Annotated in this window: 35 protein-coding genes and 1 pseudogene; 23 read left to right on the top strand and 13 right to left on the bottom strand. The window is 31.3% G+C overall.

Annotated elements, in window-relative coordinates; translation table 11 throughout:
- Positions 1–29: 29 nt before the first annotated feature.
- Both AN960_RS24770 and AN960_RS10380 read left to right on the top strand, forming a co-directional pair.
- Positions 30–179: a hypothetical protein gene (locus AN960_RS24770; protein WP_056470655.1), complete on the top strand. Its 150-nt coding sequence runs from the start codon at positions 30–32 to the stop codon at positions 177–179.
- Positions 180–500: 321 nt separating this feature from the next.
- Positions 501–854, top strand: coding sequence for a hypothetical protein (locus AN960_RS10380; RefSeq protein WP_056470651.1), 354 nt, complete (start codon positions 501–503; stop codon positions 852–854).
- Between the two features lie 32 nt (positions 855–886).
- Here AN960_RS10380 and AN960_RS10375 read toward each other — a convergent pair whose 3' ends face one another.
- The 5 genes from AN960_RS10375 to AN960_RS10355 all read right to left on the bottom strand — a co-directional run bounded on the left by AN960_RS10375 (position 887) and on the right by AN960_RS10355 (position 3,010).
- A complete protein-coding gene (locus AN960_RS10375; RefSeq protein ID WP_056470650.1) occupies positions 887–1,204 on the bottom strand; it encodes a DUF7716 domain-containing protein in 318 nt (105 codons plus the stop codon).
- Between the two features lie 68 nt (positions 1,205–1,272).
- Entirely contained in the window at positions 1,273–1,509 is a 237-nt protein-coding gene (locus AN960_RS10370) for a hypothetical protein (RefSeq protein ID WP_056470646.1), read from the bottom strand.
- A 178-nt stretch (positions 1,510–1,687) separates the two neighbouring features.
- Positions 1,688–1,945 carry a hypothetical protein gene (locus tag AN960_RS10365; RefSeq protein ID WP_056470642.1) on the bottom strand — a complete coding sequence of 86 codons (258 nt, stop codon included), beginning with the start codon at positions 1,943–1,945 and terminating at the stop codon, positions 1,688–1,690.
- A 58-nt stretch (positions 1,946–2,003) separates the two neighbouring features.
- Positions 2,004–2,339: a DUF7668 domain-containing protein gene (locus AN960_RS10360; protein ID WP_056470639.1), complete on the bottom strand. Its 336-nt coding sequence runs from the start codon at positions 2,337–2,339 to the stop codon at positions 2,004–2,006.
- A gap of 167 nt (positions 2,340–2,506) precedes the next feature.
- The gene (locus AN960_RS10355) at positions 2,507–3,010 is read right to left on the bottom strand and encodes a DinB family protein (protein WP_056470637.1); all 504 of its coding nucleotides are present in this window, start codon (positions 3,008–3,010) and stop codon (positions 2,507–2,509) included.
- Positions 3,011–3,265: 255 nt separating this feature from the next.
- Here AN960_RS10355 and AN960_RS10350 point away from each other — a divergent pair, with 255 nt between their 5' ends.
- Positions 3,266–3,724, top strand: coding sequence for a YozF family protein (locus AN960_RS10350; protein WP_082459468.1), 459 nt, complete (start codon positions 3,266–3,268; stop codon positions 3,722–3,724).
- A 158-nt stretch (positions 3,725–3,882) separates the two neighbouring features.
- On the opposite strand, the gene AN960_RS10345 is transcribed toward AN960_RS10350, so the two are convergent.
- Together AN960_RS10345 and AN960_RS10340 are read right to left on the bottom strand one after the other, a co-directional pair.
- Positions 3,883–4,266: a hypothetical protein gene (locus tag AN960_RS10345; RefSeq protein WP_056470632.1), complete on the bottom strand. Its 384-nt coding sequence runs from the start codon at positions 4,264–4,266 to the stop codon at positions 3,883–3,885.
- A gap of 176 nt (positions 4,267–4,442) precedes the next feature.
- The gene (locus AN960_RS10340) at positions 4,443–4,628 is read right to left on the bottom strand and encodes a hypothetical protein (RefSeq protein ID WP_056470630.1); all 186 of its coding nucleotides are present in this window, start codon (positions 4,626–4,628) and stop codon (positions 4,443–4,445) included.
- A gap of 236 nt (positions 4,629–4,864) precedes the next feature.
- On the opposite strand from AN960_RS10340, the gene AN960_RS25445 reads away from it, so the two are divergent.
- On the top strand, positions 4,865–5,008 hold the full coding sequence (locus AN960_RS25445) for a YozF family protein (protein ID WP_502692545.1): 144 nt from the start codon (positions 4,865–4,867) through the stop codon (positions 5,006–5,008).
- A gap of 117 nt (positions 5,009–5,125) precedes the next feature.
- Here AN960_RS25445 and AN960_RS10335 read toward each other — a convergent pair whose 3' ends face one another.
- Positions 5,126–5,536 carry a hypothetical protein gene (locus AN960_RS10335; RefSeq protein ID WP_056470627.1) on the bottom strand — a complete coding sequence of 137 codons (411 nt, stop codon included), beginning with the start codon at positions 5,534–5,536 and terminating at the stop codon, positions 5,126–5,128.
- 265 nt (positions 5,537–5,801) lie between these two features.
- Between AN960_RS10335 and AN960_RS24450 the strand changes: the two genes are divergently transcribed.
- The gene (locus AN960_RS24450; protein ID WP_156339664.1) at positions 5,802–5,972 is read left to right on the top strand and encodes a hypothetical protein; all 171 of its coding nucleotides are present in this window, start codon (positions 5,802–5,804) and stop codon (positions 5,970–5,972) included.
- A 446-nt stretch (positions 5,973–6,418) separates the two neighbouring features.
- Positions 6,419–6,988, top strand: a complete 570-nt coding sequence (locus AN960_RS10330; protein ID WP_056470624.1) for a GNAT family N-acetyltransferase — start codon at positions 6,419–6,421, stop codon at positions 6,986–6,988.
- A gap of 148 nt (positions 6,989–7,136) precedes the next feature.
- Here AN960_RS10330 and AN960_RS10325 read toward each other — a convergent pair whose 3' ends face one another.
- Positions 7,137–7,748 (bottom strand): flavin reductase family protein, encoded by a 612-nt coding sequence (locus AN960_RS10325; protein ID WP_056470620.1) that lies wholly within the window; start codon positions 7,746–7,748, stop codon positions 7,137–7,139.
- 100 nt (positions 7,749–7,848) lie between these two features.
- Between AN960_RS10325 and AN960_RS10320 the strand changes: the two genes are divergently transcribed.
- The 15 genes and pseudogenes from AN960_RS10320 (at position 7,849) to AN960_RS10255 (ending at position 18,971) form a co-directional block, all read left to right on the top strand.
- Positions 7,849–8,535, top strand: coding sequence for an ArsR/SmtB family transcription factor (locus AN960_RS10320; protein WP_056470619.1), 687 nt, complete (start codon positions 7,849–7,851; stop codon positions 8,533–8,535).
- 167 nt (positions 8,536–8,702) lie between these two features.
- On the top strand, positions 8,703–8,879 hold the full coding sequence (locus AN960_RS24445) for a hypothetical protein (protein WP_156339663.1): 177 nt from the start codon (positions 8,703–8,705) through the stop codon (positions 8,877–8,879).
- A gap of 385 nt (positions 8,880–9,264) precedes the next feature.
- Positions 9,265–10,182 carry an ATP phosphoribosyltransferase regulatory subunit gene (locus AN960_RS10315; protein WP_056470605.1) on the top strand — a complete coding sequence of 306 codons (918 nt, stop codon included), beginning with the start codon at positions 9,265–9,267 and terminating at the stop codon, positions 10,180–10,182.
- Entirely contained in the window at positions 10,179–10,826 is a 648-nt protein-coding gene (gene hisG, locus AN960_RS10310; protein ID WP_056470602.1) for an ATP phosphoribosyltransferase, read from the top strand. The genes AN960_RS10315 and hisG overlap by 4 nt, the downstream gene beginning before the upstream one ends.
- On the top strand, positions 10,807–12,093 hold the full coding sequence (gene hisD / locus AN960_RS10305; protein WP_216600074.1) for a histidinol dehydrogenase: 1,287 nt from the start codon (positions 10,807–10,809) through the stop codon (positions 12,091–12,093). Before hisG ends, hisD begins: the two co-directional genes overlap by 20 nt.
- Complete coding sequence (gene hisB, locus AN960_RS10300; protein WP_286131687.1) at positions 12,090–12,668, top strand: imidazoleglycerol-phosphate dehydratase HisB; 579 nt, start codon at positions 12,090–12,092, stop codon at positions 12,666–12,668. Before hisD ends, hisB begins: the two co-directional genes overlap by 4 nt.
- A complete protein-coding gene (gene hisH, locus AN960_RS10295; RefSeq protein WP_056470597.1) occupies positions 12,669–13,292 on the top strand; it encodes an imidazole glycerol phosphate synthase subunit HisH in 624 nt (207 codons plus the stop codon).
- Positions 13,270–14,001, top strand: a complete 732-nt coding sequence (hisA, locus tag AN960_RS10290) for a 1-(5-phosphoribosyl)-5-[(5-phosphoribosylamino)methylideneamino]imidazole-4-carboxamide isomerase (protein WP_056470593.1) — start codon at positions 13,270–13,272, stop codon at positions 13,999–14,001. The genes hisH and hisA overlap by 23 nt, the downstream gene beginning before the upstream one ends.
- A complete protein-coding gene (hisF, locus tag AN960_RS10285; RefSeq protein ID WP_056470589.1) occupies positions 13,971–14,729 on the top strand; it encodes an imidazole glycerol phosphate synthase subunit HisF in 759 nt (252 codons plus the stop codon). Before hisA ends, hisF begins: the two co-directional genes overlap by 31 nt.
- Positions 14,730–14,740: 11 nt before the next feature.
- Positions 14,741–15,388: a bifunctional phosphoribosyl-AMP cyclohydrolase/phosphoribosyl-ATP diphosphatase HisIE gene (hisIE, locus tag AN960_RS10280; protein WP_056470586.1), complete on the top strand. Its 648-nt coding sequence runs from the start codon at positions 14,741–14,743 to the stop codon at positions 15,386–15,388.
- On the top strand, positions 15,385–16,215 hold the full coding sequence (hisJ, locus tag AN960_RS10275) for a histidinol-phosphatase HisJ (RefSeq protein ID WP_056470583.1): 831 nt from the start codon (positions 15,385–15,387) through the stop codon (positions 16,213–16,215). The genes hisIE and hisJ overlap by 4 nt, the downstream gene beginning before the upstream one ends.
- 263 nt (positions 16,216–16,478) lie before the next feature.
- A complete protein-coding gene (locus AN960_RS10270) occupies positions 16,479–16,676 on the top strand; it encodes a hypothetical protein (RefSeq protein ID WP_056470580.1) in 198 nt (65 codons plus the stop codon).
- A gap of 304 nt (positions 16,677–16,980) precedes the next feature.
- Positions 16,981–17,436 (top strand): DinB family protein, encoded by a 456-nt coding sequence (locus tag AN960_RS10265; RefSeq protein WP_390310660.1) that lies wholly within the window; start codon positions 16,981–16,983, stop codon positions 17,434–17,436.
- Positions 17,437–17,633: 197 nt separating this feature from the next.
- Positions 17,634–18,186, top strand: a pseudogene (locus AN960_RS10260) (GNAT family N-acetyltransferase).
- 209 nt (positions 18,187–18,395) lie between these two features.
- Complete coding sequence (locus AN960_RS10255; RefSeq protein ID WP_056470573.1) at positions 18,396–18,971, top strand: GNAT family N-acetyltransferase; 576 nt, start codon at positions 18,396–18,398, stop codon at positions 18,969–18,971.
- Between the two features lie 46 nt (positions 18,972–19,017).
- Here the strand turns inward: AN960_RS10255 and AN960_RS10250 are convergent, their stop codons facing one another.
- Positions 19,018–19,200, bottom strand: coding sequence for a hypothetical protein (locus AN960_RS10250; RefSeq protein ID WP_056470570.1), 183 nt, complete (start codon positions 19,198–19,200; stop codon positions 19,018–19,020).
- An 89-nt stretch (positions 19,201–19,289) separates the two neighbouring features.
- Positions 19,290–19,424 (bottom strand): hypothetical protein, encoded by a 135-nt coding sequence (locus tag AN960_RS25060; RefSeq protein ID WP_286131686.1) that lies wholly within the window; start codon positions 19,422–19,424, stop codon positions 19,290–19,292.
- A gap of 102 nt (positions 19,425–19,526) precedes the next feature.
- Between AN960_RS25060 and AN960_RS24440 the strand changes: the two genes are divergently transcribed.
- A complete protein-coding gene (locus AN960_RS24440) occupies positions 19,527–19,670 on the top strand; it encodes an imidazoleglycerol-phosphate dehydratase (protein ID WP_156339662.1) in 144 nt (47 codons plus the stop codon).
- A 58-nt stretch (positions 19,671–19,728) separates the two neighbouring features.
- On the opposite strand, the gene AN960_RS10245 is transcribed toward AN960_RS24440, so the two are convergent.
- The gene (locus tag AN960_RS10245; RefSeq protein WP_056470567.1) at positions 19,729–20,196 is read right to left on the bottom strand and encodes a hypothetical protein; all 468 of its coding nucleotides are present in this window, start codon (positions 20,194–20,196) and stop codon (positions 19,729–19,731) included.
- Positions 20,197–20,399: 203 nt separating this feature from the next.
- Here AN960_RS10245 and AN960_RS10240 point away from each other — a divergent pair, with 203 nt between their 5' ends.
- Positions 20,400–23,147 (top strand): dynamin family protein, encoded by a 2,748-nt coding sequence (locus tag AN960_RS10240; RefSeq protein WP_056470564.1) that lies wholly within the window; start codon positions 20,400–20,402, stop codon positions 23,145–23,147.
- 76 nt (positions 23,148–23,223) lie between these two features.
- Here AN960_RS10240 and AN960_RS10235 read toward each other — a convergent pair whose 3' ends face one another.
- The gene (locus AN960_RS10235) at positions 23,224–23,478 is read right to left on the bottom strand and encodes a hypothetical protein (protein WP_056470561.1); all 255 of its coding nucleotides are present in this window, start codon (positions 23,476–23,478) and stop codon (positions 23,224–23,226) included.
- Between the last annotated feature and the right edge of the window lie 98 nt (positions 23,479–23,576).

Here is a 23,576-nt window from a genome sequence, read left to right as displayed (position 1 = left end):
TTTAAAGACAACAAAAGTAGGTGAACAAAGTGGGAAAATATCAATTGGATACGAAAGGTCAGCAAGCTGTTGCAAAGTTTCATGAAAAACAGACGCCTGCCAAATTTGATAAAAAGCAGCAACTTGAAAAAATGCGTGCGGAGTATTTGAAAAATAAGCAAAAAAAAACAGATAAATAATGTGAATGAAGACATAGGAAGACTAAATTCTCCCTATGTTTTTTTATTTGAAGTTTTTTAAAAATTGATAAATGAGTTTATTATTCTCATAAATTTCAGATTCGGCGACAAAAAACTTGTCATCACATATTCATACTCCACTCAATAGAGCAGTAGTTATTTTGGATAAACCAGTAATCTCTAACAGAAATTTTTAAAACATTTGGATACTCACTTAGCGGGATTTAGAGTGTATAATGAAAATATTATCGTAAAATTTGCTAATACACTTATTAGGCAGAATGTGATTTTAAAATACACCAAAACAGTATTGGAGCATTTATGAATAAACTTAAAGAATTTTATTGGGATATGTTATATAGGTTGTTTGGAATTCAGCCTAAAAATGCAGGTTGGACATCATTTTCACCATTGAAAATTGTACCTGAATATACAGTTAACTTGGAAAAAGGTCAAGTTACGGGAGAAGTAAAATATAATGAAAAGTTATACTTGACTGTTATTGTAGATGTTCAAAATGAGAGAACAGTGGTAAAAGGAGGGCTTAGAAGAATTCTTAAACATACAAAACCATTTAAGAAGCATAATTACATAGAAATTATTAAAAATGAGGCTGAATATTTTATTAAAAACAAAATAGCTAATCCAAAGAAACACTATGATAAGCTATTCTAATAAGGCATGTGTTAATTGAACAACTCTTAAATTTAATTAAAAGAGATAAAAGCATCATATTTAAAATAGTATAGAAATGCCTCAAATAAATCTAATTCGGAACATTCTGCTCTTTGCTGCTTTACATTGTCTACAATATCCTGAATATCCGCCATATTTAAAACATAACAATAATTATTTTGAACAGCAAATTTAGGTATATCTTCATTGTCATCCAATTCATCTAGATCAATTAAATAACAAGAAGAATTCAAACCCCAATTCTCTCCATTTGGTAAAAATAGAGAGACGTTCCATTGGTAGTCACTTGCATTAATCAATAAATCTCTTAATACCACTAAATTTTTCATGTTTTTTTACCTCGTCAGTTGACCCTTTAATAAAATTATATCATTTCTTAATCCAACTGCTAATTAGTTCAATAATTCGGCGAATAAATATAATCGGTATCGGTATCAATAACAAAATCGATTTCAATTTCATCATTGAAAGGGAACTGTTCAAAACGGAATAAACGACAAAACACATCTGGTAGTTCTCTAATGTCATTTATTATACTTAAAGCCTGTAAATATTTTTGCTTCAATTCTTTTTTAGAACACTTCCTACCTGTAAGTAATGCTTGTGTAAAGTATCCATCAATTTCTACAATCATAATAGTCACGACTGATTGCTAATCAATCAATATAGCTTAAATTTTTAATAGTATTTCCTTCATTTTGTCATATTCTCTTATGCTACTAACCTGCCATTTACTTGAATAGTAAAAAGCTACCGAAGCAGCTTAAAGGTTATTCAACTATTGTATGGGTTAGTTGCATAAGAACAACTAATTAAATATTAATTATCGATAAAAGTTCTTCTTGTGCAATTAGATAATCTTCACCTGATTCTTCATCTAAAACATAGAAACGAATACTTCCATCATCATCTATAAGAGCAAGTGAAAGATCAATTACTAAACATTTGCAATATGGATTTTCAGAATCATTAAGTTCATAACCTGACTTGAATTCAAAAATATACCTTTGATCTTCTTCAATAATATATTCTTTATTTTCAATTGTTAGTTTCAATGTCATCTTTCTCATTATTATGTTCTCCTCTGCTTTTAAGAAGAAATTGGATATTCATTGCTATACTATTGAATTATAAAACGTGTAAATTTGTGATTGAAAATGATAAAACGTTATCTGATTGGTCGATTATTGCTTCACATGACAATGTTAAGTCACTTTCCTCATTATCTATCCAAAGATCCAATTCCATTGCATAACCTTCGCCATAATTGTACTCAATATAGTTAATATTCTTGTAAGCTAAATCAGGTGGAATTGTAAGTGTCCCCCAATAATTTAGTTCTTCTTTAATGTCCTCGATTGCAAGTTCTTTGATTAGTTTGGAACTAATTTTTACAAAATCTTTATTTACTAAATCAAAAACAGTTTCTTTAAGTAATAAACTCAATTTTTCTTTTAAATTCATAATTCCACCACCTATTATGAATTTAATTATACAGTATCTTATTGCACAAAACTGCCATTTACTTTAATAAAAAAGAACAGTCTTTGGCTGCTCTTGATCTTCAACTAATGCACTGCGTTAGTTGAAGTTCTGTTCCTTTTAAGTGGATTGGCTTGAGTTACTCTGTTCTATTTTGAATATAGGTAAAGTCCAAAATCTTGCATAACGGAGGTGTGCCCCATTTGCCGCAACATGGTAGCTATATTGCCACGGTGATATGATCCGTGAGTGACAACGTGAAGTACCGATTCAGATGTAGATGTTTCAAGCAACCCAGCATATGGGTTATCCACCACGATCAACTTTTCATTATCTTCTTGACTGTTCAAAAGTGCTTTGTTTCGTTCTGATAAGTCTAGAAATATTATTTGCATTTCCTCAATACCTTTCGTTTCCACCTGTTCTCTTAATTGATTCGTGAACGCCATTGCTTCATTCATACTTTTACCTGAGAGAATGTCAAACCATGCATAATCTGTGAGATAAATGTGAGACAACACCTTTGATACCGAAGAAAAACCACTCTGAATTTCCTTATGATAAATTTCCTTTGGAAGTTCTTTTAAACGATCAATTATAACTCCATTTGCCCATACGTGGTAGTTGTACATTTTTAATGCTGGGTTCATCATATTAAATCCCCTCCATTTTCACTTGTCTTTTTCCATAATATGTTAATTTTGATACATAAATGATAATTCCTTCACTAGCCACTACCGAAGATATTAAATTAATCCTTATAGAACTATCCTGTCATTTTGCTGAATAAGAAAAAGCGATCTTCTATTGAAGAATCGCAATGCGATAGTTACATAATTAAACAAATGTATTTTTCTGTATTTTTATCAAATATTAACTATACATGTTAATTATAGGAGGGAATTATATTGAAAAACGCTTTTTTAATGATTTTCGCTACAATAACTCTAACAATTTTTAGTTCTAATTCCGCATGTGCTTTATCGTTAAATCAACTTCCCACAGCAAGAAACTCTGACCACTGGAAGGTTACCTTTGATAAGCCAGATATTAATGACGTAAAGCAAAAAAAAGACGTATTCAACGTTTATAGTTTAGAAATAAAAAACATTGGAGAGAAAGTTTATGACCCACAAATTGAAGTTTACAGGGATGAACCAAATACAAGCACTATGTATTGGTTATTTACTAGTGGAGTATCTCCCCTAAAACAAGATTTACATCATCAAAACATGCCAGTATCTTCCAATGCTAAAAATATCGAGGTAGTTATTACATGGAGAGAACAACCTTATGAAAAAATGACAACGGGGGAAAAGTACCCAGCAAGAAAATATAAGCAAACATTTGTATTTAAACAAAAATAATTAAAATCATTATTTCTTAACAAAAGGACCAAGTGAAAGGTCCTTTTATTTCGTAAAATACATAAGAAAAAGAACTACTAAATAACACATGATATTGAACTAACGCATCAGTTAGTTACCTAAGATTACATCTTGCTAAGTTCGAACCATTTTTCATATTAGTGATGTTTTTTTGCAAAAAATGATTTTTTCACAGAAATTGTGTAGAACAAAATGAAAAAGGTAAAAATCATATTTCCAATGTAAGGTTGTTGATTATGTTGTATGGATAAATTCAAACTTATACTTCCGAAAAGTAAAGAATACGAAATCATAAACCAAAATCCCCATTTTTTTAGCCTAATATAACCAAATATCATCATCAAAGTTATAAAAGCTACTATCACTCTAAATAATGGTTCAGATACATTTGAAACTCCAAACCTTTCAGCTATGCCAATCGAGTCAGTAGATGTATTATAAAAAACGGAACTAATTATTAGAACTATGGCACCAAAAATATAAAAATAGCTAATCACTGAAATACCTAAAGGTTTTTTCAATAATTCCGCCTCCTAATATTATTTATAACTATTATAATCCATATAATGGTAAATTTGTGAAAAGCCTTATTGAACGATACTTCGAAATATAAAAAAGTACTGATCACTCAGCACTTTTTTGTTAAACTAATCTATTGCGCAAGTTGCATAATAAGTTGGTACTTTTACGTAAATACCTATTTCTTAGTAGAGGTATTCTTTCTAAATATACCATAAAGAAAAAGTGCGACTCCTCCTCCAAAAGCGCCAGCAAAATGAGAACTTCTTAAAGTATCATTCAAAATAAACGCTGTCACTAAAAAAGCAAGTACAAACGAAATACTCAATAAAAAATTTGTTAAATAATATTTACTTGAAAGCATGATTTACTCCAATCTTTTTATTCTCTCTAAATAAGTTCCATATTTTTACAGCAAGTCCTTCTTCAACTAAAGCAATGCGTTAGTTGAAATAGGAAACAGTATAATAATCCTTCATATAATTACCGATTTAATAAATAATCTCCTATTCGAACTAAATATAATTTAAAATCTTGTGGTATAACATAACAAAAATGATTTACCAAACTTATTAAGAGTTATTTACTAATGAAGGAGATATTGATGGTAGTTCCTATCACCATGCAAACTTTCCTATATCGGTAAAAGCTAAAGTATTTAAAGTGGACATTACTTGGGAAAAAACAATAAAAGGAAATCAAACTAGACATTTTAAAGAAACATTTGTTTTTCATCAAAAATAATTTATACAAAAAGAGGAAAATCATAGGATCTTCCTCTTTTTGTAGTTTAACTTATGCAATGCGATTGTTGAATAAGAAATCAAGTATGTTCTTAATACAAATTCGTTTTATTGCGTGTTAAATTTGTTTAAACATTTTTATGTTGTTAAAAGATTGAGCATTCCAATCTTTTGCCCACCAACCAATTTGATAAGTATCTCCAGCTTTGAAATTTTTGATTCCAAATGATTTAATTTGCTCATCTGTAAGACGTAACATAGAATTTTTGAGGTTAATTGCTCTGAAATATACCCAACCATCTTTGGTTGAACTTACTTCAAATTTTTCATAGACGATGTTATGACCATCTCCAATTTCTTTCATTTTTATAGGAGCCCCATTTTCACTAGGTTTTAGTTGTGTAGGGCTAACATCGTTCTGTTTATTTGAAACTTGTGGTTTCTTAACAACTACATCTTTCTTTTCTTCATTTGAACAACCACCAGCTAAAATTGCAGTGATTGATAATACTAATACTAATTTCTTCATATGTATTCCCCTTTATATCTAGTAATATAAATATTTTACCATAAAATCCCATATTCTAATTCTACTATCCTGCCATTTTGTTGATAAGAAAAGTAAGATTTAAAAGAAAATTGCTAGAAACAAGCCCGGATAAGTTACTGATAGATCTCAATTACGAGCGAGCTAAACCTTGAGTCAAATGAAGAAATCAAATACGTAAAACTAAACACAGGTGTCAAATCCAAATGGGAATTTATGGTATAATTAATAAAAAAGGTGTGCCTATATGACAACAGTAATTGTATTTATTTATATAACTGCAATACTTGTATCAATCTTTTTTGTTGGTCCTTTTGCACCATTAGTGGGCCTTGCGATTGGAATTCCTATACATATACTTATTTTACTTGTTAAAATCCATAAAAAACTAAATGAGATAGAGAGTAAACTAGAATAAGAATGAACTGATACATGCTTAAGTTGTACAAGACCTGACAGCTTTGTATACAGAGTGTAAGCTTACAGTATTCTTTAACTAATTCAACTAAAAAAAATATAAGAAATGAAATGAATAATAATAATTTAAAGATAGTTGGCTTTATAAGAAATTAAAGGTTCAAGATATAGATAAATAATTTAATAGAAAGAAGGAATAAAATATTATGATGAGTTCTCTGATTGGATTTGTAATTTTTATTGGTATTTTTTTAGTATTTGATGCTGTTAGAAAATTGAATAACAATGTCATTGCACAGACCGAAGAAATAAAAAAATTACATGAACGTTTAAAATAAGAGATCCTATTGTGTTAATTGAACTTTATGCTTAACCAACCCAAACATACGTTAATTCAAGATTACTAATATATTATTTTTAATCAAAATGAGAGGTGGAGGAGTTTGTTTGTATAACGATTTGACACTACGAATTAGACCTATTAATGAAGAAGATTTATTTTCACTTTGGACTATAACGTATAAAGAAAGTTCACCAGAGTGGAAGAAATGGGATACTCCATATTTTGAACACAAAGCTGTTACTTTTGAAGACTATTTAAAAAATAAGAATACTATTGTAAACCAAGAGGATAAATGGATTATTGAGGTAGATGGAAATGTCATTGGAACGGTGAGCTACTATTGGGAACATAAACCATCTAATTGGCTTGAGATGGGAATTGGTATTTATGATCCAAAATATTGGAGTGGAGGTTTTGGTACTAGAGCTCTAAAACTTTGGATTAGCCATCTATTTAATACATTGCCACTTGTGCGTGTAGGTTACACTACATGGTCTGGAAATCATCGTATGATTACGGTTGGAGAAAAATTAGGAATGACGATGGAAGCACGATTAAGAAAATGTCGTTTCTATGATGGAACATATTATGACTCGATTCGTATGGGGTTATTACGGGAAGAGTGGAATGATTTCATAGAAAAAGATAGATTAATTGAAGTTCAGGAAAAATGATGTTTACATGAAAATGAAATTTCTTTTTCAACTAAAACATGCACTTGTTAAAGAATAGGATTTAAAATTTTTTATTTCCTTTTAAAATATTAAGAATGAAGTCAGATTCCTAACAATTTGGAATCTGACTTTTTTATTTAATTCTTTACTATATTTCCGAACGAAAAGTTTTACCTAACTTATTTCCGAGACAGAAATAATGACGGAAATTATATATTAGTGGACTCCATTTATCTGGATCAATATGATTTTCTTCAATGATGATTTCATTATGGGCATGTACATGTAAAACTTGTGTTTCAACAATTGCAAATTCAGGTGAATGTTCAGGGATACGAATGTGTTTTACAATTGCCTCGATTTGAATTGGGCATTCCGTTATTCGTGTAGGTTTTACGGTTTGTGACTCTGTAGCAGTTAATTTACTGATATTGTATTTTTCTTTTTCATATGTAAATCCAATATCTTTCTTAGCATCAGGAACGGGATTTTTTCCCGTATAAGGGGCTAAAAATTCAACATTCTCCCATAATATAGGGTTAGGTACATTGATTACACATTCAGGATGTCGCTGTAAATTTTCAATAGCTTTTCCTCCAAGTCCAATTCCTAATATTATGCAATCTCCTAAAGCCCATGAAGAAGACATAGGGCTAATATTGACTGTTCCATCCTCATTCAATGTATTTAGTAAAATCACAGGTGTTCCATAGTATAGAATTTTGGGTCTAATCAACTTTGTATTTGTAAAATGATTCATTTTTTTCCTCCTAATAATTATGTAATTCAAAATTTATTGTAGAATATAAATAGTTCAATTATCATCGAAATATGGATTACATAACGGGAGGAGAATAAAAATGAATGCAAATCCTAATGTAGCAGTGGTTGCTACACTTGTAAGTGAAACTTCACGTGCAGCAATATTAACTGTCCTTTTAGATGGTAGATTTCATCCTGCTAGCGAACTGGCATATATGGCTGGAATAAAGCCACAAACGGCTAGTTTTCATTTAGCAAAATTAGTCGATGCGAAATTAGTTAGCGTAGAAAAACAAGGGAGACATCGTTACTACGGTATTCGAAATCAGGAAGTTGCTCATATATTGGAGACATTATTATCAATAGCCCCTCCAATTGAAATTAGGTCTTTAAAACAAGCTTCAGAAAATACAGCAATTCGTTTTGCAAGAACTTGTTACGATCATCCTGCTGGTAAGTTTGGGGTGCTATTAACTGATTCTTTAATTAACTTGGGCGTTATAAATGAAGAAAGCCAAGGATTTATTGTTACGGAAAAAGGTGAGAGATTCTTTACTGATTTTCAAATTGATCTTGAAAAAATTAAGAAGAAGCGTCGATCATTTTCACATAAATGTTTAGATTGGAGTGAAAGACGTTACCACATTGGTGGAGCATTGGGAAATGCGCTTCTTGAAAGATTTTTAGAATTAAATTGGATTCAACGTATGCCAAAAACAAGAGCCATAAAAATAACTTTTGAAGGAAAGAAGGGTTTTAACGAAATCTTTTCTTTTGATATTTAAATTAACTATTTTTGAAAATCAACCTGAAAAAGCTAGATACACTGATAATATAAACGGATGTCGCAATACAATTACAGAATATTAATACCTGAAGAGAATAAACTTTTCACTGAAGAATAAATATTAACAAATGAAAATATAGGTTCAGTGGAAATGGGGTTTGAGGTATGAAAGAAAGGGCAGAAAAAAGACATAATGTTCCAGTTGGTTCAAAAAGTGTTATTACTTTCGGTTCTGCTTTAGCCATTACAATATCTTGGAGTATTCATAAATCAGTTCTCTGGGCAATAATTCACGGTTTTTTTAGTTGGTTTTATGTTATTTATTATCTTTTTACTAAGTAAAGTTTTAACTCGATAGTTTACTAGATCAGAGACGCTTGTTATTAGAATAAATCTCATTTTAGTTTAATAGTTTCAAAAAATTAAAAAATCCTAATGTAAACCCTTTCAAAATTTTTATTTTTCAAAAGGGATTGACAACTTATATCAAATTCATTAAGATGAATAAAAATAAAACGAAAAAGGAGACATGAACATGTTTTTCGCACGCACGAATAATGGGCTACAACATCATCATCCACCCAGGGTTTGAATCTATGGACAAAAATTGACCGTAGATGCAAGCCCTCTTCGTGTTACGAAAAAGGTGCTTGTGTCGTGCCAGAAGGCCATACAGGCATTTAACCTGTATGGCCTTTTTGTTTTTTCTAGAAGGGGGAATGTTCAATTGGATGGGAAATTAAAGCAGTCATTAGTCAATTATCGATATAAAAGAAAAATGGAAGATTATGCACTAGAGCGAGGATATATCCCGTTTCATCCTCAGCTATTTGAAGAGTATGATTCATTTTCGAGTCGAAACCCAAGATTAGCTAGAGAAGACTTAGTTGTTGTTTTAACACGTTTACAGCAAATTTTATTGTTAAGACCTGATTTAACAAGTGCATTGATGAAAGAAATTTATCCAATCGCGCTGAAGGAAGAGAAATGTAAAGTATTTTATCAATCAACAATCTATCGAAATAATGGGATAGAACTTGAAGAAATTAATCAATTTGGGATTGAAAGTTTAGGTCGAATTTCTGAAGCATCTGAAATAGAAGTAGTTATAATGGCAATTGATTTATTAAGCAATGTTCCTTTTATATTAGAAATCGGCCATACAGGGTTTATCGAAGGATTATTTAAAGAATGTAATTTAACCGAGTCGCAAAAAAACAAATTGAAAAAGCTAATTTATTTAAAAAACATAGATGAATTAGAACGATTTATTCAGTCAATTAGCTTACCGTTTCAAGCTAGAAATGTTTTTGAACAGTTATTTAGTTTACAGGGTAAAGGAGAAAAACTTCATTCATTACTTAGAAGCTTAGTATTAAATAATGAAATGGCAAATGCTGTTGAAAAGGTAATTAAATTTCAAGAAATTAGTCCAAATATTCTTCTTGATTTATCAATCGTAAATGAATTTGATTATTATGACGGAATTGTTTTTAAAGGGTATTATGATCAGTTAAATAAAGAGGTTTTAAGTGGAGGGCGCTATCTTCTGGTGTCTGAAGATTCGGAAAACAGTATAGATGCAATCGGATTTTCGATTGATACAAATGCTTGGATAACATGTCAAATGAGGGATGTAAAGTGAGTTGGCTAACAGTTGCAGTTGCAAAAGGAAGGCTTGAAGAAGAGGTTATTAAAATATTAAGTCAGTCAGGTTACCGAAAAGTAATTGATTCTAAAACAAGAAAACTAATTTTTGAAGATGAAGTACATAAAATTAAATATTTAGTAGTGAAACCCGTGGATGTCGCTACATATGTTGAACGAGGAGTTTGTGACCTTGGTTTTGTAGGAAAAGACATTCTGCTAGAACAAGAGAAAGATGTATATGAGTTGATGGATTTAGAACTTGGAAAATGCATTTTTGCAGCAGCGGGTTTTCCAGGAACGTTAATTGATCGAGGTGATGAAACGTTAAGAGTTGCGACAAAATATCCAAATATTACTTCGAAGTATTTCCAGTTTAGGCAAAATATTGAACTGATTTATTTAAATGGTTCTGTTGAATTAGCACCTATTGTAGGAATGTCAGACATTATTGTTGATTTAGTAGAAACAGGAAGTACTTTAAAAGCCAATGGATTAGTCATCTTAGAAGAAATGATTCCAATCAGTGCTAGAGTGATTTCAAATCGGGTTAGTTATCGATTTAACTATTTTCGTATTACTGAATTTATTGAAAAAATAAAGAAGGGTAGGAACATATATGCTGGAAATTTTATCGATTAACCAAAAAAGCGAAAAACTTGAAAGTATTATAAACCGAACGAATTTACCTACTGTTGAGATCACAAAAAGCGTAGAAAAAATTTTATTAAATGTGAAAGAAAATGGAGATGAAGCAATTCGCAGGTATTCTTTAATTTATGATGAGGTCAAACTAAAAAGCTTTGAAGTAAGTGAAGATGAGTTTAATGAAGCTCTAGAACAGACTGATAAAAGTTTAGTAAATGCATTGATTGAAGCTAAGAAAAATATAGAGGCATATCATGAAAAGCAACTGCAAGATGGTTATAAAATAAATGATAAAAATTCATATGTTCAACAATTAATTAATCCGATTGAAAGAGTTGGTGTGTATATCCCAGGTGGAAAAGCAGCATACCCATCAACAGTTTTAATGAATGTGATTCCTGCAAAAATAGCAGGCGTGAATGAAATTGTCATTGTAACACCACCAAATAAAGAAGGGAAAATTAAGCCCTCAATTTTAGTAGCTGCGAAATTAGCTGGTGTTACAAAAGTATTAAAAATTGGTGGAGCGCAAGCAATTGGGGCATTGGCTTATGGAACTGAATCAATTGAAAAAGTAGATAAAATAGTTGGCCCTGGCAATATTTACGTGGCGCTTGCTAAGAAAAGTGTTTCAGGAATAGTTGGAATTGATATGGTTGCAGGCCCAACTGAGGTTGTCATATTAGCAGATGAAACAGCCAATCCAAGATTTATTGCTGCTGACTTGATGGCACAGGCAGAGCATGATGAAATGGCATCAAGTATTGTTATTACAAATTCAGAAGAGTTTGCACAAAAAATACAGCAAGAAATACCAAACTTATTAGAAGAACAACCAAGAAAAGAAATTATTAAAAGCTCTTTCGAAAATTATGGAGCCATTATCGTCGTTAAAACGATCGAGGAAGGAATAGAGCTTGTTAATAAGCTAGCACCTGAACATCTTGAGTTAATGATAAAAAATCCAGAGTCGATCGTTCATAAAGTTAAAAATGCTGGTGCTATTTTTTTAGGAGACTATACGCCAGAGCCTGTGGGTGATTACTTTGCCGGAACAAATCATACATTACCGACTAGTGGAACTGCAAGATTTACCTCACCCTTAAATGTAAATGATTTTCAAAAGAAAACATCTGTTGTTTATTACAATAAGGCTGCCTTAAGTGAAGCTAGAAAACATATTGAAGTAATCGCAGAAGAAGAAGGACTATTTGGTCACGGTAAAGCAATTAGTATTCGATTTGAGGAGGATTCCAAGTGAGAACTGCAATGATAACAAGACAAACAAATGAAACAAATATTCGTTTGAAATTAAATTTAGATGGCGATGGAGAAAGTACGATTCAAACTGGCATTGGTTTTTTAGATCATATGTTAACGTTATTTTCATTCCATAGCGGAATAAACTTAGAAGTATTTTGTGAAGGTGATCTTGAAGTAGATGATCATCACACTACAGAAGATGTTGGTATCGCGTTAGGAAAAGCGCTATTAATAGCGTTAGACGAAAAAATTGGCATTAATCGTTACGGTTCTTTCTATATTCCAATGGATGAAACGTTAGCAAGAGTTGTCGTCGATTTTAGTGGGAGGCCATATCTTGTTTATAATGATCGAACGGTAAGAGAACGAATAGGGAATATTGATACACAAAATTTCAAAGAATTTTTTAAATCATTAAGCTCTGAAGCTAGAATGAATTGTCATATGGAAGTTTTATATGGGGAAAATGATCATCACAAAATTGAAGCTTTATTTAAAGCATTTGGCAGAGCAGTAAAACAAGCAGTTGAAGTAACTTCGACTAAGTTACCTTCCACGAAAGGAATGTTATAAGTGAATATTATTATTGATTATGGTGTAGGTAATTTAGATTCATTAAAAAGAGCATGTGAAGAAATTGATTTTCCTGTAGTCATTACGAATGAAATTGAGGTGATTGAGCAAGCTTCTTCTATTATTCTACCTGGAGTTGGGGCATATGAAGCAGCGATGAACGTATTAAATCGACTTAATTTAGTAGATTGTATAAAGTCTAAGGCAAAAAGCGGTACACCGATTTTAGGAATTTGCCTAGGAATGCAATTACTATATGAATTTAGTGAAGAGAACTTCGGGGCAAAGGGGCTTGGGTTAATTAAAGGTAAGGTAAAACGTATACCTGACATTGTAAAAGTGCCACATATGGGCTGGAACAAATTGAATTTTACTAAACAGGAATCATTATTAAAATATATAAATGAAGGTGAGTATGTCTATTTTGTACACTCATTTTATATTAGTTCAACAAATGATGAACTTTTAGCTTATTCCGAATATGGAGTTAAGATCCCAGCAATAATTAAATCCGATAATATTTACGGAATGCAATTTCATCCTGAAAAAAGTGCAGAAACAGGTCTAAATTTATTAAAAGCATTTAAGGAGATGTGTTTATATGATTCTATATCCAGCAATTGATTTAAAGGACGGTAATTGTGTTCGCCTTGAGCAAGGAGATTTTGATAAGAAAGTAATTTATAAGAGTTCACCACTTGAAGTTGCGTTAGATTTTGAAAAAGCAGGTGCAAAAGTATTACATATTGTTGATTTGGATGGAGCAAGAACTGGAGAACGGAAAAATGCTTCTATTATAAAAGAAATCGTTCAAAAAACGAATTTAAACATTCAGTTAGGTGGAGGAATAAGAACACTTGATTCGATTTCATTCTGGTTAGAATTAGGTGTTGAAAAAGTTATTATAGGTACTGCGGCAATTAATAATAGACAACTTTTAGAACAAGCTGTTTTAAAATACGGTGATCGAGTCATTGTAGGAGTAGATGCAAAAAACAGTCTTGTAGCCATAAATGGATGGGAAGAGTCGACAAATCAAGATAGCTTTGAATTTTGTAAACAGCTAGAGCAACTCGGAGTGAAAACAGTTGTATACACTGATATTTCTAAGGACGGCATGTTAAGTGGACCTAATCTAGAAGCATATAAAAGATTATCCGACGAAACAAATTTAAATATTATCGCTTCAGGTGGAGTGAGCTCGATCAATGACCTGATGTCACTTCGAAAGTTAAAGATTTATGGTGCGATTTCTGGTAAAGCATTATATGAAGGAAAATTTACAGTTGAGGAGGCACTTAAATGCTTGCAAGAAGAATTATACCGTGCTTAGATGTTCGTAATGGACGAGTCGTGAAAGGAAAACAGTTTTCAAGTATTCAAGATGTTGACTCACCTATAAAACTAGGAAAATATTATAGTGAGAATGGTGCTGACGAGCTAGTATTTTATGATATTACGGCTTCAAATGAAGAAAGAGATATATCATTGAAATTTGTTTCAGAAGTAGCGAAGGAATTGCGTATTCCTTTCAGTGTTGGTGGTGGAGTGCGTTCGATTGATGATTTTACAAAACTATTAAGAAATGGTGCCGATAAAGTATCGATCAATTCTGCCGCAATTTTAAATCCGAATTTAATTAAAGAAGCATCTGAACGTTTTGGATCGCAATGTGTTGTGCTTTCAATTGATGCAAAGTTAAATAAAGAAGGCAATTATAAAGTGTTTATAAATGGTGGTCGGAAAGAGACTGAATGGGATGCGATTGAATGGGCTAAAAAAGGTGTGGAACTTGGAGCGGGTGAAATTGTCTTAAATAGTATTGATGAAGATGGCATGAAAAGGGGATTTGATATCAGGTTGCTGCAAAAAATTACAAATGCAGTTAATGTACCTGTTATCGCATCTGGTGGGGCTGGCAAAGTAGAACATTTTTATGATGCGATTGAATATGCAAACGTCGATGGGGTTTTAGCTGCATCAGTATTCCATTTTGGAGAGATCAAAATTAGTGAATTAAAAGACTATTTAAATGAAAAAAATATTCCAGTTCGACTATAGGAGGAGAAAACATGTTTTTTGATATTGAAAAAATTCGCTTTAATGAACAAGGTTTAGTACCAGCAATTGTGCAAGATATTGATTCGAAAGAAGTATTAATGTTGGCATATATGAATAATGAATCAATTAAACTCACAATCGATACTGGATTTGCAACATTTTTTAGTAGAAGTCGCCAATCAATCTGGAAAAAAGGGGAAACATCAGGGAATCTTCAATATGTCAAATCAATTTCTTATGATTGTGACCAAGATTCAGTTTTACTTCAGGTTGAACAAGTAGGTGTAGCTTGCCACACAGGAAGCTACAGTTGTTTTTCCGAAAAATTAACTTTAAAACAAGAAAAGAATATTGTTCAGAATAAATCATTTAGTTATTTACCGAATCTCTATGAAACGATACAAGATCGAAAAAAGAATCCAATTGAAGGATCTTATACTACATATTTATTTAATCAGGGGATAGATAAGATATTGAAAAAAGTAGGGGAAGAGACAAGCGAAGTAATTATTGGAGCTAAAAATGAAGGAACTGAAGAATTAATTTATGAAATTAGTGATCTTGTCTATCACACAATTGTCTTAATGGTGGAAAAAGGAATAAAACTTGAAGAAATAAACAATTGCTTAATAAATAGGAAGGAGAAAGTAAAATCTTGAAAATTGATGGGCACACTCATACACAATATTGTCCGCATGGAAGTGGTGATGACGTACAATTAATGATCGAAAAAGCGATTGAACTTGGGTTTGATGAATACCATATCACTGAGCACACACCAGTACCATCATCATTTCAAAACTGCTTAAAGCCAAATGAAGCAGTTGCATCACTTGCGATGTCTGAAAATGAGGTAGACGAATATATTAAAGAAATGTATAAAGTAAGAGATCAGTACAAGGATCGAATTCGTATAAAAATTGGATTTGAATACGATTATTTACCGAGTGAATCAGTATGGTTTAAAGACTTCTTAAAAGAATACGGTAAATATTGTGACACAGGACTTTTGTCAGTTCATTACTTGGAAGGAATAAATGGATGGCATTGTATAGATTATAAAGCTGAAGATACTCTTTCTGGTTTAGTAAATTACTATGGTAGTGCAAAAGCGTTTCAACTTGCTTATTACGATGTAGTAAAACAATCAATCATTGATGATTTTGGTCAATTTAAACCAAAACGAATAGGACATATGACTTTATGCAATAAATTTAAGCAATTTTTGAAATGTGAGGATACGGAAAAGATACTAAATAAACAAATTGAACTATTAAAGCTAGTAAAAGAAAAAAATTATATTTTAGACTATAATACTGCAGGATTATTTAAAGAGTATTGTGGCGAAACCTATCCACCAAACCATGTCGTTGAAATTGCGAAGTCCTTAAATATAGAGTTAATGTATGGATCAGATTCTCATAGTGTAAAAGATGTTGGAAGAGGATATGATGTTTATTTTTCAAATAGTAAAAAATTTAGCTGACGATTAATTGGTATTACAGATTTAAAAAGGGGAAACTGATTTGTCAGGCCTTATATGAGTAAGTAATTTACCATCTGTTTACTATATAACTAACTCATGAGCTCTTTATGAGTAATCAAATTTCATGTTTTCCCGTTTTTACTTACTCATTTAATCCTCAATATAGTGAAATTCCCCCAAATTACAAATATCAACCGTTGATATATAATTAAGAAAAATATGGAATCTTTTTTGAATATAGTTTATATAAAAGGAGAATTCGAATGTCGAATATTATTTGGTTGGTATTAGGGGCTTTATTAATGAGTACTATTGATTATTTGATGTTTCATTTTGGACTTGTTGATAACAAGAAACAAAGATGGGACTGGTTTGAAAAAAGAACAAAGTTTCAAAAAGTTAGTGTACTTTCTGGTGTGTTTTTAGTTTTATTTGTCATTCAATTTGTAACTTCATATTAAATACTACTAAGAGAGTCATACTTGTGGCTCTTTTTGGTTTTTAAATAGATATTTTCAGCTAACTTCTACAAGTTTAATTCCAAAGTTCCAAATGTTATAAGAAAATAAAAAAAGAAAAGGTAAAAATGGACATTTGTTGAATAAATAAACAGTGGTGACCTCAATATGAAACGAACGTTATAATTTAATTCAAATTTAGTCCTGCTTTTTTAATAACAATTTAATAGTTGTGAGGAAACTTAACAGGGTAATTTCTAAAATTATTAGTGTTAAAAAAGGTGGGGATTTTTTGAATCGAAAAGAAATGTTTTTGAACGTATTAGACAAAACATATGATCAGGAAAGTTGGTTTGCGCCACTAAAAGATGCTATTGAAGGAATTACAGTTGAACAAGCTGGTTGGAGACCAATGGGAGAAGCAACTAAATCAATTTGGGAAAATGTTAATCATCTTCTATATTACAAAGAGAGGCTTGTAGCAAATCTAGAAGGTAGAGAGTGGACACAAAATCTAGACGGCGACCAAACCTTCTTTCTTACTGAACAATCGAATGAAGAAAACGAATGGAAGAAAGTAGTTGAACGCTTGGAAAAGTCCTCTGTTAGTTTAAGACAGCTAGTGAGTAATATGACAGATGAGGAACTGATGAGAGATTCTTTTGAAGTTAAACTAATGGATCTATTACTACATGACGCTTACCATACCGGACAAATTATTCAAAATAGAAAAATGCAAGGATCGTGGCCATCACATCGTTGATATAATCTACCTGAGGCAGCTCAAAGCTGTCTTTTTTTGTTTAAAAACACACGGAGGTACTTAATCGATTATCTTGTTAATTCAATAGAGGATTTACCGAATGAAAAGGTTAATTCATATATTGACCGAGATTTATTTCATGAAAAAGAAGTCGGCAATTAAGTTGAATAAAACTATATTTAATAGGAGAAATGATCATGTTTAGTTATAAAATTGAAGAAAACTTGCAATTAAAGCTATTAACTCTACAAGATGCAGAAGAGTTATACAAATTAACAATCAATTCAATGGAACATTTAAAAGAGTGGTTACCATTAATAGCATATAATAAAAAACTTGAGGATACAGAAAATTTTATAAAATCGACAATGAAACAATTTGCTGAAAACAATGGATTTCAAGCTGGTATTTGGTCAAATGAAAAACTTGTTGGCGTAATCGGATTTCATAAAATTGATTGGTCAAATAGGTCGACAAGTATCGGTTATTGGTTAGGAAAAGGGTTTGAAGGATCAGGCATAATGACAAAAGCATGTCATGCATTTGTTAATCATGCATTAACAGCTCCTATTGCTAAATCGGGTCGAGATTCGTGCAGCTGTTGAAAATACAAAAAGCCGTGCTATACCTGAGAAATTAGGATTCGTTCAAGAAGGTCGGATCAGGAATGTTGAATGGTTGAATGATCATTATGTAGATCACATCGTTTATGGTATGTTAGCCGAAGATTGGGTTTCTTTAAAGAAATAATGTTAATTTCAGTTCAATGAACTTTTTTTCTTGCATGAAAAGTATTAATACTTCAAATACTTCATTTGAAAGGATTTACTAATTATTTGGTAAAAATATTAATAACTAATCTGTTAAATGAAGAGATAGTAGAGTTAGTGGGCGGTCATTAAGATAATGACTTGTCTAGCGTGATGCTATAAACTGCATGTAAGAAAAGGAGAATATCAATGCATTGGTATGAAAAACTAAATCAGTATTTTCCAGTTGAAGAAATGAAATCAAGGGAACATATGGAAACATTATTGAAAGAGCGGCCAGATATTTACCATAAAGATGAAGGTCCACATCATGTTTTAATGTATGCGGAACTTGATGATTTTGTATTTATCGATTACTTGTTCGTTTCAAAAGATGCCCGTGGGCAGGGGCTAGGGTATAAACTACTTGATAAACTAAAGAAAAAAGGCAAACCGATTATTTTAGAGGTTGAACCAGTTAATTATGAAGATACAGATACTGAAAAACGGCTTCGATTTTATAAAAGAGAAGGTTTTGAGCATGCTCAGTCGATTGGATATAGCAGACGCTCACTAGCAACTCAAGAAATAAACCCTATGGAGATTTTGTACTGGTCTCCAAATAATGAGGGTGAAGAAATGATTTTTAAAGCGATGAAAAAAACATATAATATGATCCATACATATAAGGATACACATTTTTACGGTGAATCTTATCAGCCAGTAGAGGAAGTTTTAACCTTTGGTGAAAATAATAGCAATCAAAATCTTTTAGAAGACATATAAAAATGCGAAATCAAAAACGACTGATTACCTCAGTCGTTTTTTCTAATTACACACCCATACGTTTACGTTGATTGTTCGGCTTTTTAGAAATTTGATTCTTTTTCGTCATATCTTTAACAGCATTTACTCCATTATTTTGATTAGAATTTTGCTGTTTTTTGCTAGCCAACTTTTGTTTCATAAGTTCCTGAAGACTAACTTTTTTTGGTTCATTGTTATTTTCGCTCATAAATTTAATTTCCTCCAATTTTATCATACTTTTATAATGACTTGTTGAAGGAAAATTAGCAAGTACATTTAAAAGAAATAAAAGTTCTATTAGCTGTCTTTTTCTGTATTTTTCTTATGAAACTCTTCCATTTTTTTACTCTTCGAATATGCAGATTCCTCTGAATGTCCAAATTGATCTACAGAACTTTTCTGTGGACCTTTGTTTGTATGTCCTTTTGCCATGTTTAACCCTCCTTTTTTATTATTATGTGCTTAAATTCCTTGAATAATCTCTTATTTAAAATGGGAATCTATTCATGATTAATGTTATGAGGAGGAAGAAGTATGACTAGTAAAAATGGCAGTAAAGGAAGCAAAAACCAAAATGCACCAGAACTTCATGGACAAGCACCTTCTAGTGGTGACAACACAAAAGGGAACGTCTATCGCTCTAAAAAAGGCAGTAAATCACAAACGGAATTACACTAATATAACCAAATAAAAAAGAGCTTGGATTTCCCCAAGCTCTAATTTATTCTAATTATTCTCAGTCTTGAACATCAAAACCTTCTTCATCTAAATATTCACAAGCTTCACCGTAGCTATTGAATGTACCATCAAGATTTTCTCCTGCGTAAACATTCCACATGTCCATTTCTGAAACAAGTTTAAGAATTTGTCCGTTAGCATTAACCCAGATTTCTTCTACTTCTTCATCTTCTTCTTCAAAAATCGGCTCGATTGATAGGCTTTCGATTGACTTAGTTAAGATTGTGCGAAGTTCGTCTTCAGTAAATTCTCTTATATTTACCATACCTTTTTCGTTTGTTTTGTATCCCTTAATACCTTCAGCGTATACAAAGCCGTTCCCATTAGGATGTAAATGATAAACAACATTCATTTTTTCTTTTAAACTTTCTTCATATTGAAAATTTGTACGCCCAAGTGAGACTGGCTTTTTAGTTAATTCTGGAAATGATTCAATGATTGTTAGTTTTTCTTCGTAAGTTAGCATAATGCCTCCAAATAAATATTCTTTTACCTATGTTTTGTATGTAACGTAACAAATATAACAAAAATCTTTTGAAAATGACATAGAATTGTCACAATTTAGGTTACTCTAATTTGGTAAAATAATAATGCTGTATAAATTTAACATATTCCTTTTGGCATATTTTTGGACTTAATTTGATTTTATTATACATAGTAGGTGATTACATGACAGTTAAAGAGAAAGTGAAACAAGAATTTATAAAAAAACAATTTTATAAATCGTATTTAAATGAAAATGAAAACAATATCCATCCGATTGCAGTTTTAGCTGACCTTTACAACGAACAAAATGATGATATGGATCTTTCATCTATCCGATTTGCACAAGGTGAAGTTTATTTTGAAAATAAAGATTTTGAATCTGCAGTTTTCAAATGGGAAAAAGTCGGAAATCAGTTAAGTGATTGGGCAAAGAAAAACATTGCTGATTCTCATTATGAAATTGGTGCATTTGAAACAGCAGAAAAGCTATATAAAGAAGTTAAAACAGATAGTAGTACTTTAACATCTGAAATATTCTTAAATTTATTCTCACTTTATATCGATGTTTCGAAATACGAGGAAGCAGACCGTATTATTAAAGAAGCAGTTAAATATAATCCTGATTATCCAAATGTAACAAGAATTGCACGTAATTTTTATGAAAAACATCACGATTGGAATAGTGCTGTAGCTCTAGCTTCAGATGAATCAATTCGTACAGAAGATTTAAAATGGTTTGTTATATTAAGAGAATACATTATAAATGGTGTAACAAAAGAAATGGCACCAAGTTATTTTGTGCAACCGTTACTATCATTGGCTAATGTTGATCTTGAGCACTTTGAATTAATGGTAGAAGCACTTTGGAATAGTTACAGAGAACAATCAGTTTATGTAAATTGGTTGCAAACATTCAATGATATGTTATTCCAAATTAACGTTGAGACAGGTGTAAAGTGGAATCGTTTGCCATCGATCTATTCAATGACTTACGAAGAATTAGTTGAAGGTGACTATTTTGTAGCTCAGCTTGAAGAAATGATGCCAAGCTTCTTAACAAATTGGTTACGTATTACAGATATTAGGGGTGCAGTTTTAGCAACAACTGCAACACTTGCATGGGATCGTTTATTCCCAGGCCGTATCGATTATCAAATTGTTGCTGATGCAGAAAGAGCATTTGAACAGTTAATGAAAACGCCTGATTGCTTTGAAATTGGCAAAGAATTATTTGAAAACATCTTACAATGGTCTGTTTTAAATGAAATAGAAGTTGGTGACCGTTTTGAATGGTGGACAAGTAAAATAACTCAATTTGAAAATACAACAATGCTTGTTGCAGGTACATCTGGTAACGGTAAATCTTCATTTGTTAACTCACTTTTAGGTGAGAAAATGATGGGTTCTTCTACTTCAATGCCAGTATTATTTGAACAAGATAATGAATCAAATATTATCGTATTTTCGAAGGAAGGAAATACACAGCTTCCTGAATTTGCAGATTTTTATGATTTAACAACAGTTGAAAATAATCTGCTAAAAGGTGATGAATTAGTATACTATAAATTACCAAATTCATTTTTAGAAAAGCACCGCTTATCAATCATTGATACTCCTGGAATTGATGGAAACCAGGTTAATACAAAAGCATTATTACAATCTGTAAAACTTGCAGATCGTCTTGTTTATGTTTTAAATGCTACTGCACCATATACAGAAAACGAACGCTCTTTACTAGTTAAAATTCAAAAGGAATTACCAACTCTTCCGATTCACTTTATTTTAAATAAGATGGATTCAATTTATAGTAAAGAAGAAATTGATCGAGTTCGTGCTGAAATCCAAGCGAAAGTTCGTGTAGATTTCCCTAGCGCTAAAGTATTACCTTATTCTTCAATTTATAGTAATCAAGATCAATTTAAAGATTTAGAATTATTTATAGAGAATAATGTTCTATCAACTGATGCTAATTCTAAACAAACAGAGAAATTATTATTAGCTATTCGCAAATTAATTAATTTCCTATTAGAAAAACGAGTTGAGAAAGAAAACGAACTACGTGCTAATGTTGAATGGAATGAAGTTCTTGATGACAAATTAAATGGTCTATTACATTCTTTAAAAGATAAAGAAATGGAGCATTTAAATACAATTAAAAGCTCGTATCGTGAATTAAAAGACGAATTAAAATATGACCTGAAGCTAAGTATTCCTGGTCTACTAAAAGAATGTAAAGAGTTAATCAAAGAAGATAGTGATTTTGGTACAATTCTTGAAACGATAAACGAAGAGATGAATCTTCGAATTGGTGAGTATGTAAGAGAGAATACTTTACCAAAACTAAATGAAGCTCTTCAAAACTGGATTAAAGAATCAGGTATTTTATTAGAAGGTACTCAAAGCTATTTAACTGAAATGAGTGATTCTTTAAATGATTACATTGGAAATGAATATTTAAATCTCGAGTGTGATTTTAAAGTATTAGATGACTGGCGCCGTGATGCTGATCGCATGACTAGTATGACTCAGTTAGATGACATGAATATTTTATTAAATTCTTCACCATCTCAATTCATCTTAAAGAGCTCAGGAATCTTATTAGGTTTACTGCCACAAAATAAATCAAAGCTTGTTGCTCAATATCAAAAGTATGTTGATAATGTTAACTATGATGATGTAACATCAGAATTATCAACGAAGTTTTTCCTACAATTTGAAATGTTTGAAAAAACTTTACCAAGAGATTTATCAATGTTCTTACATGCTCCATTTGAGCAAATCCATGAACTAGTTGATGAAACAAGAGTAGCAATTGCTAACTATAATCAAACAATAGAAGATATGAAATCAAATCCAAGTATTTACTTTGATCCGATCACATTCTTCACAGTAAGATTAAGACAATTAGAATTTTTAACATTACGTAAATAATAGGAAAAGAGTGTGCTAAATGGCACACTCTTTTTTCTTATTGATTTATGCAATTATTTATAAAGCTTACATTCAACTATTCCTCTGTTTCTTCTTCAAACGGAATATGTACAACGATTGTTTGGTAACCTTCTTTAATTTTTACATAACCACCCCATGGGATTTGGAGTATTAAAAAGGCTCCTTTCGTATCAATTGAAAAATGTGCAATTTTTTCATGTTCTTCATCGAGTAAAAGCACTTCCCGCTCATTCCCAACTGTTCTAATACCAGGATGGCAATGAATTTGTATTTTCCAGTTGCCAAGTCTACTTAATAAGAAATGACTCATAAAATAGATCACCTTCTATCGTTTAGTTTCTTCAAAACGAACTAATGAAACATATTGGGAGAACAGTACGAAAAAACAGATGAGGCTATCTTTAAATT

It is taken from the genome of Bacillus sp. FJAT-25509, from assembly GCF_001420605.1.
Classification (GTDB): domain Bacteria; phylum Bacillota; class Bacilli; order Bacillales; family Bacillaceae_G; genus Gottfriedia.
Note: the sequence above shows the minus strand (reverse complement) of the source record. Positions and strands in the feature narration are given on the sequence as shown.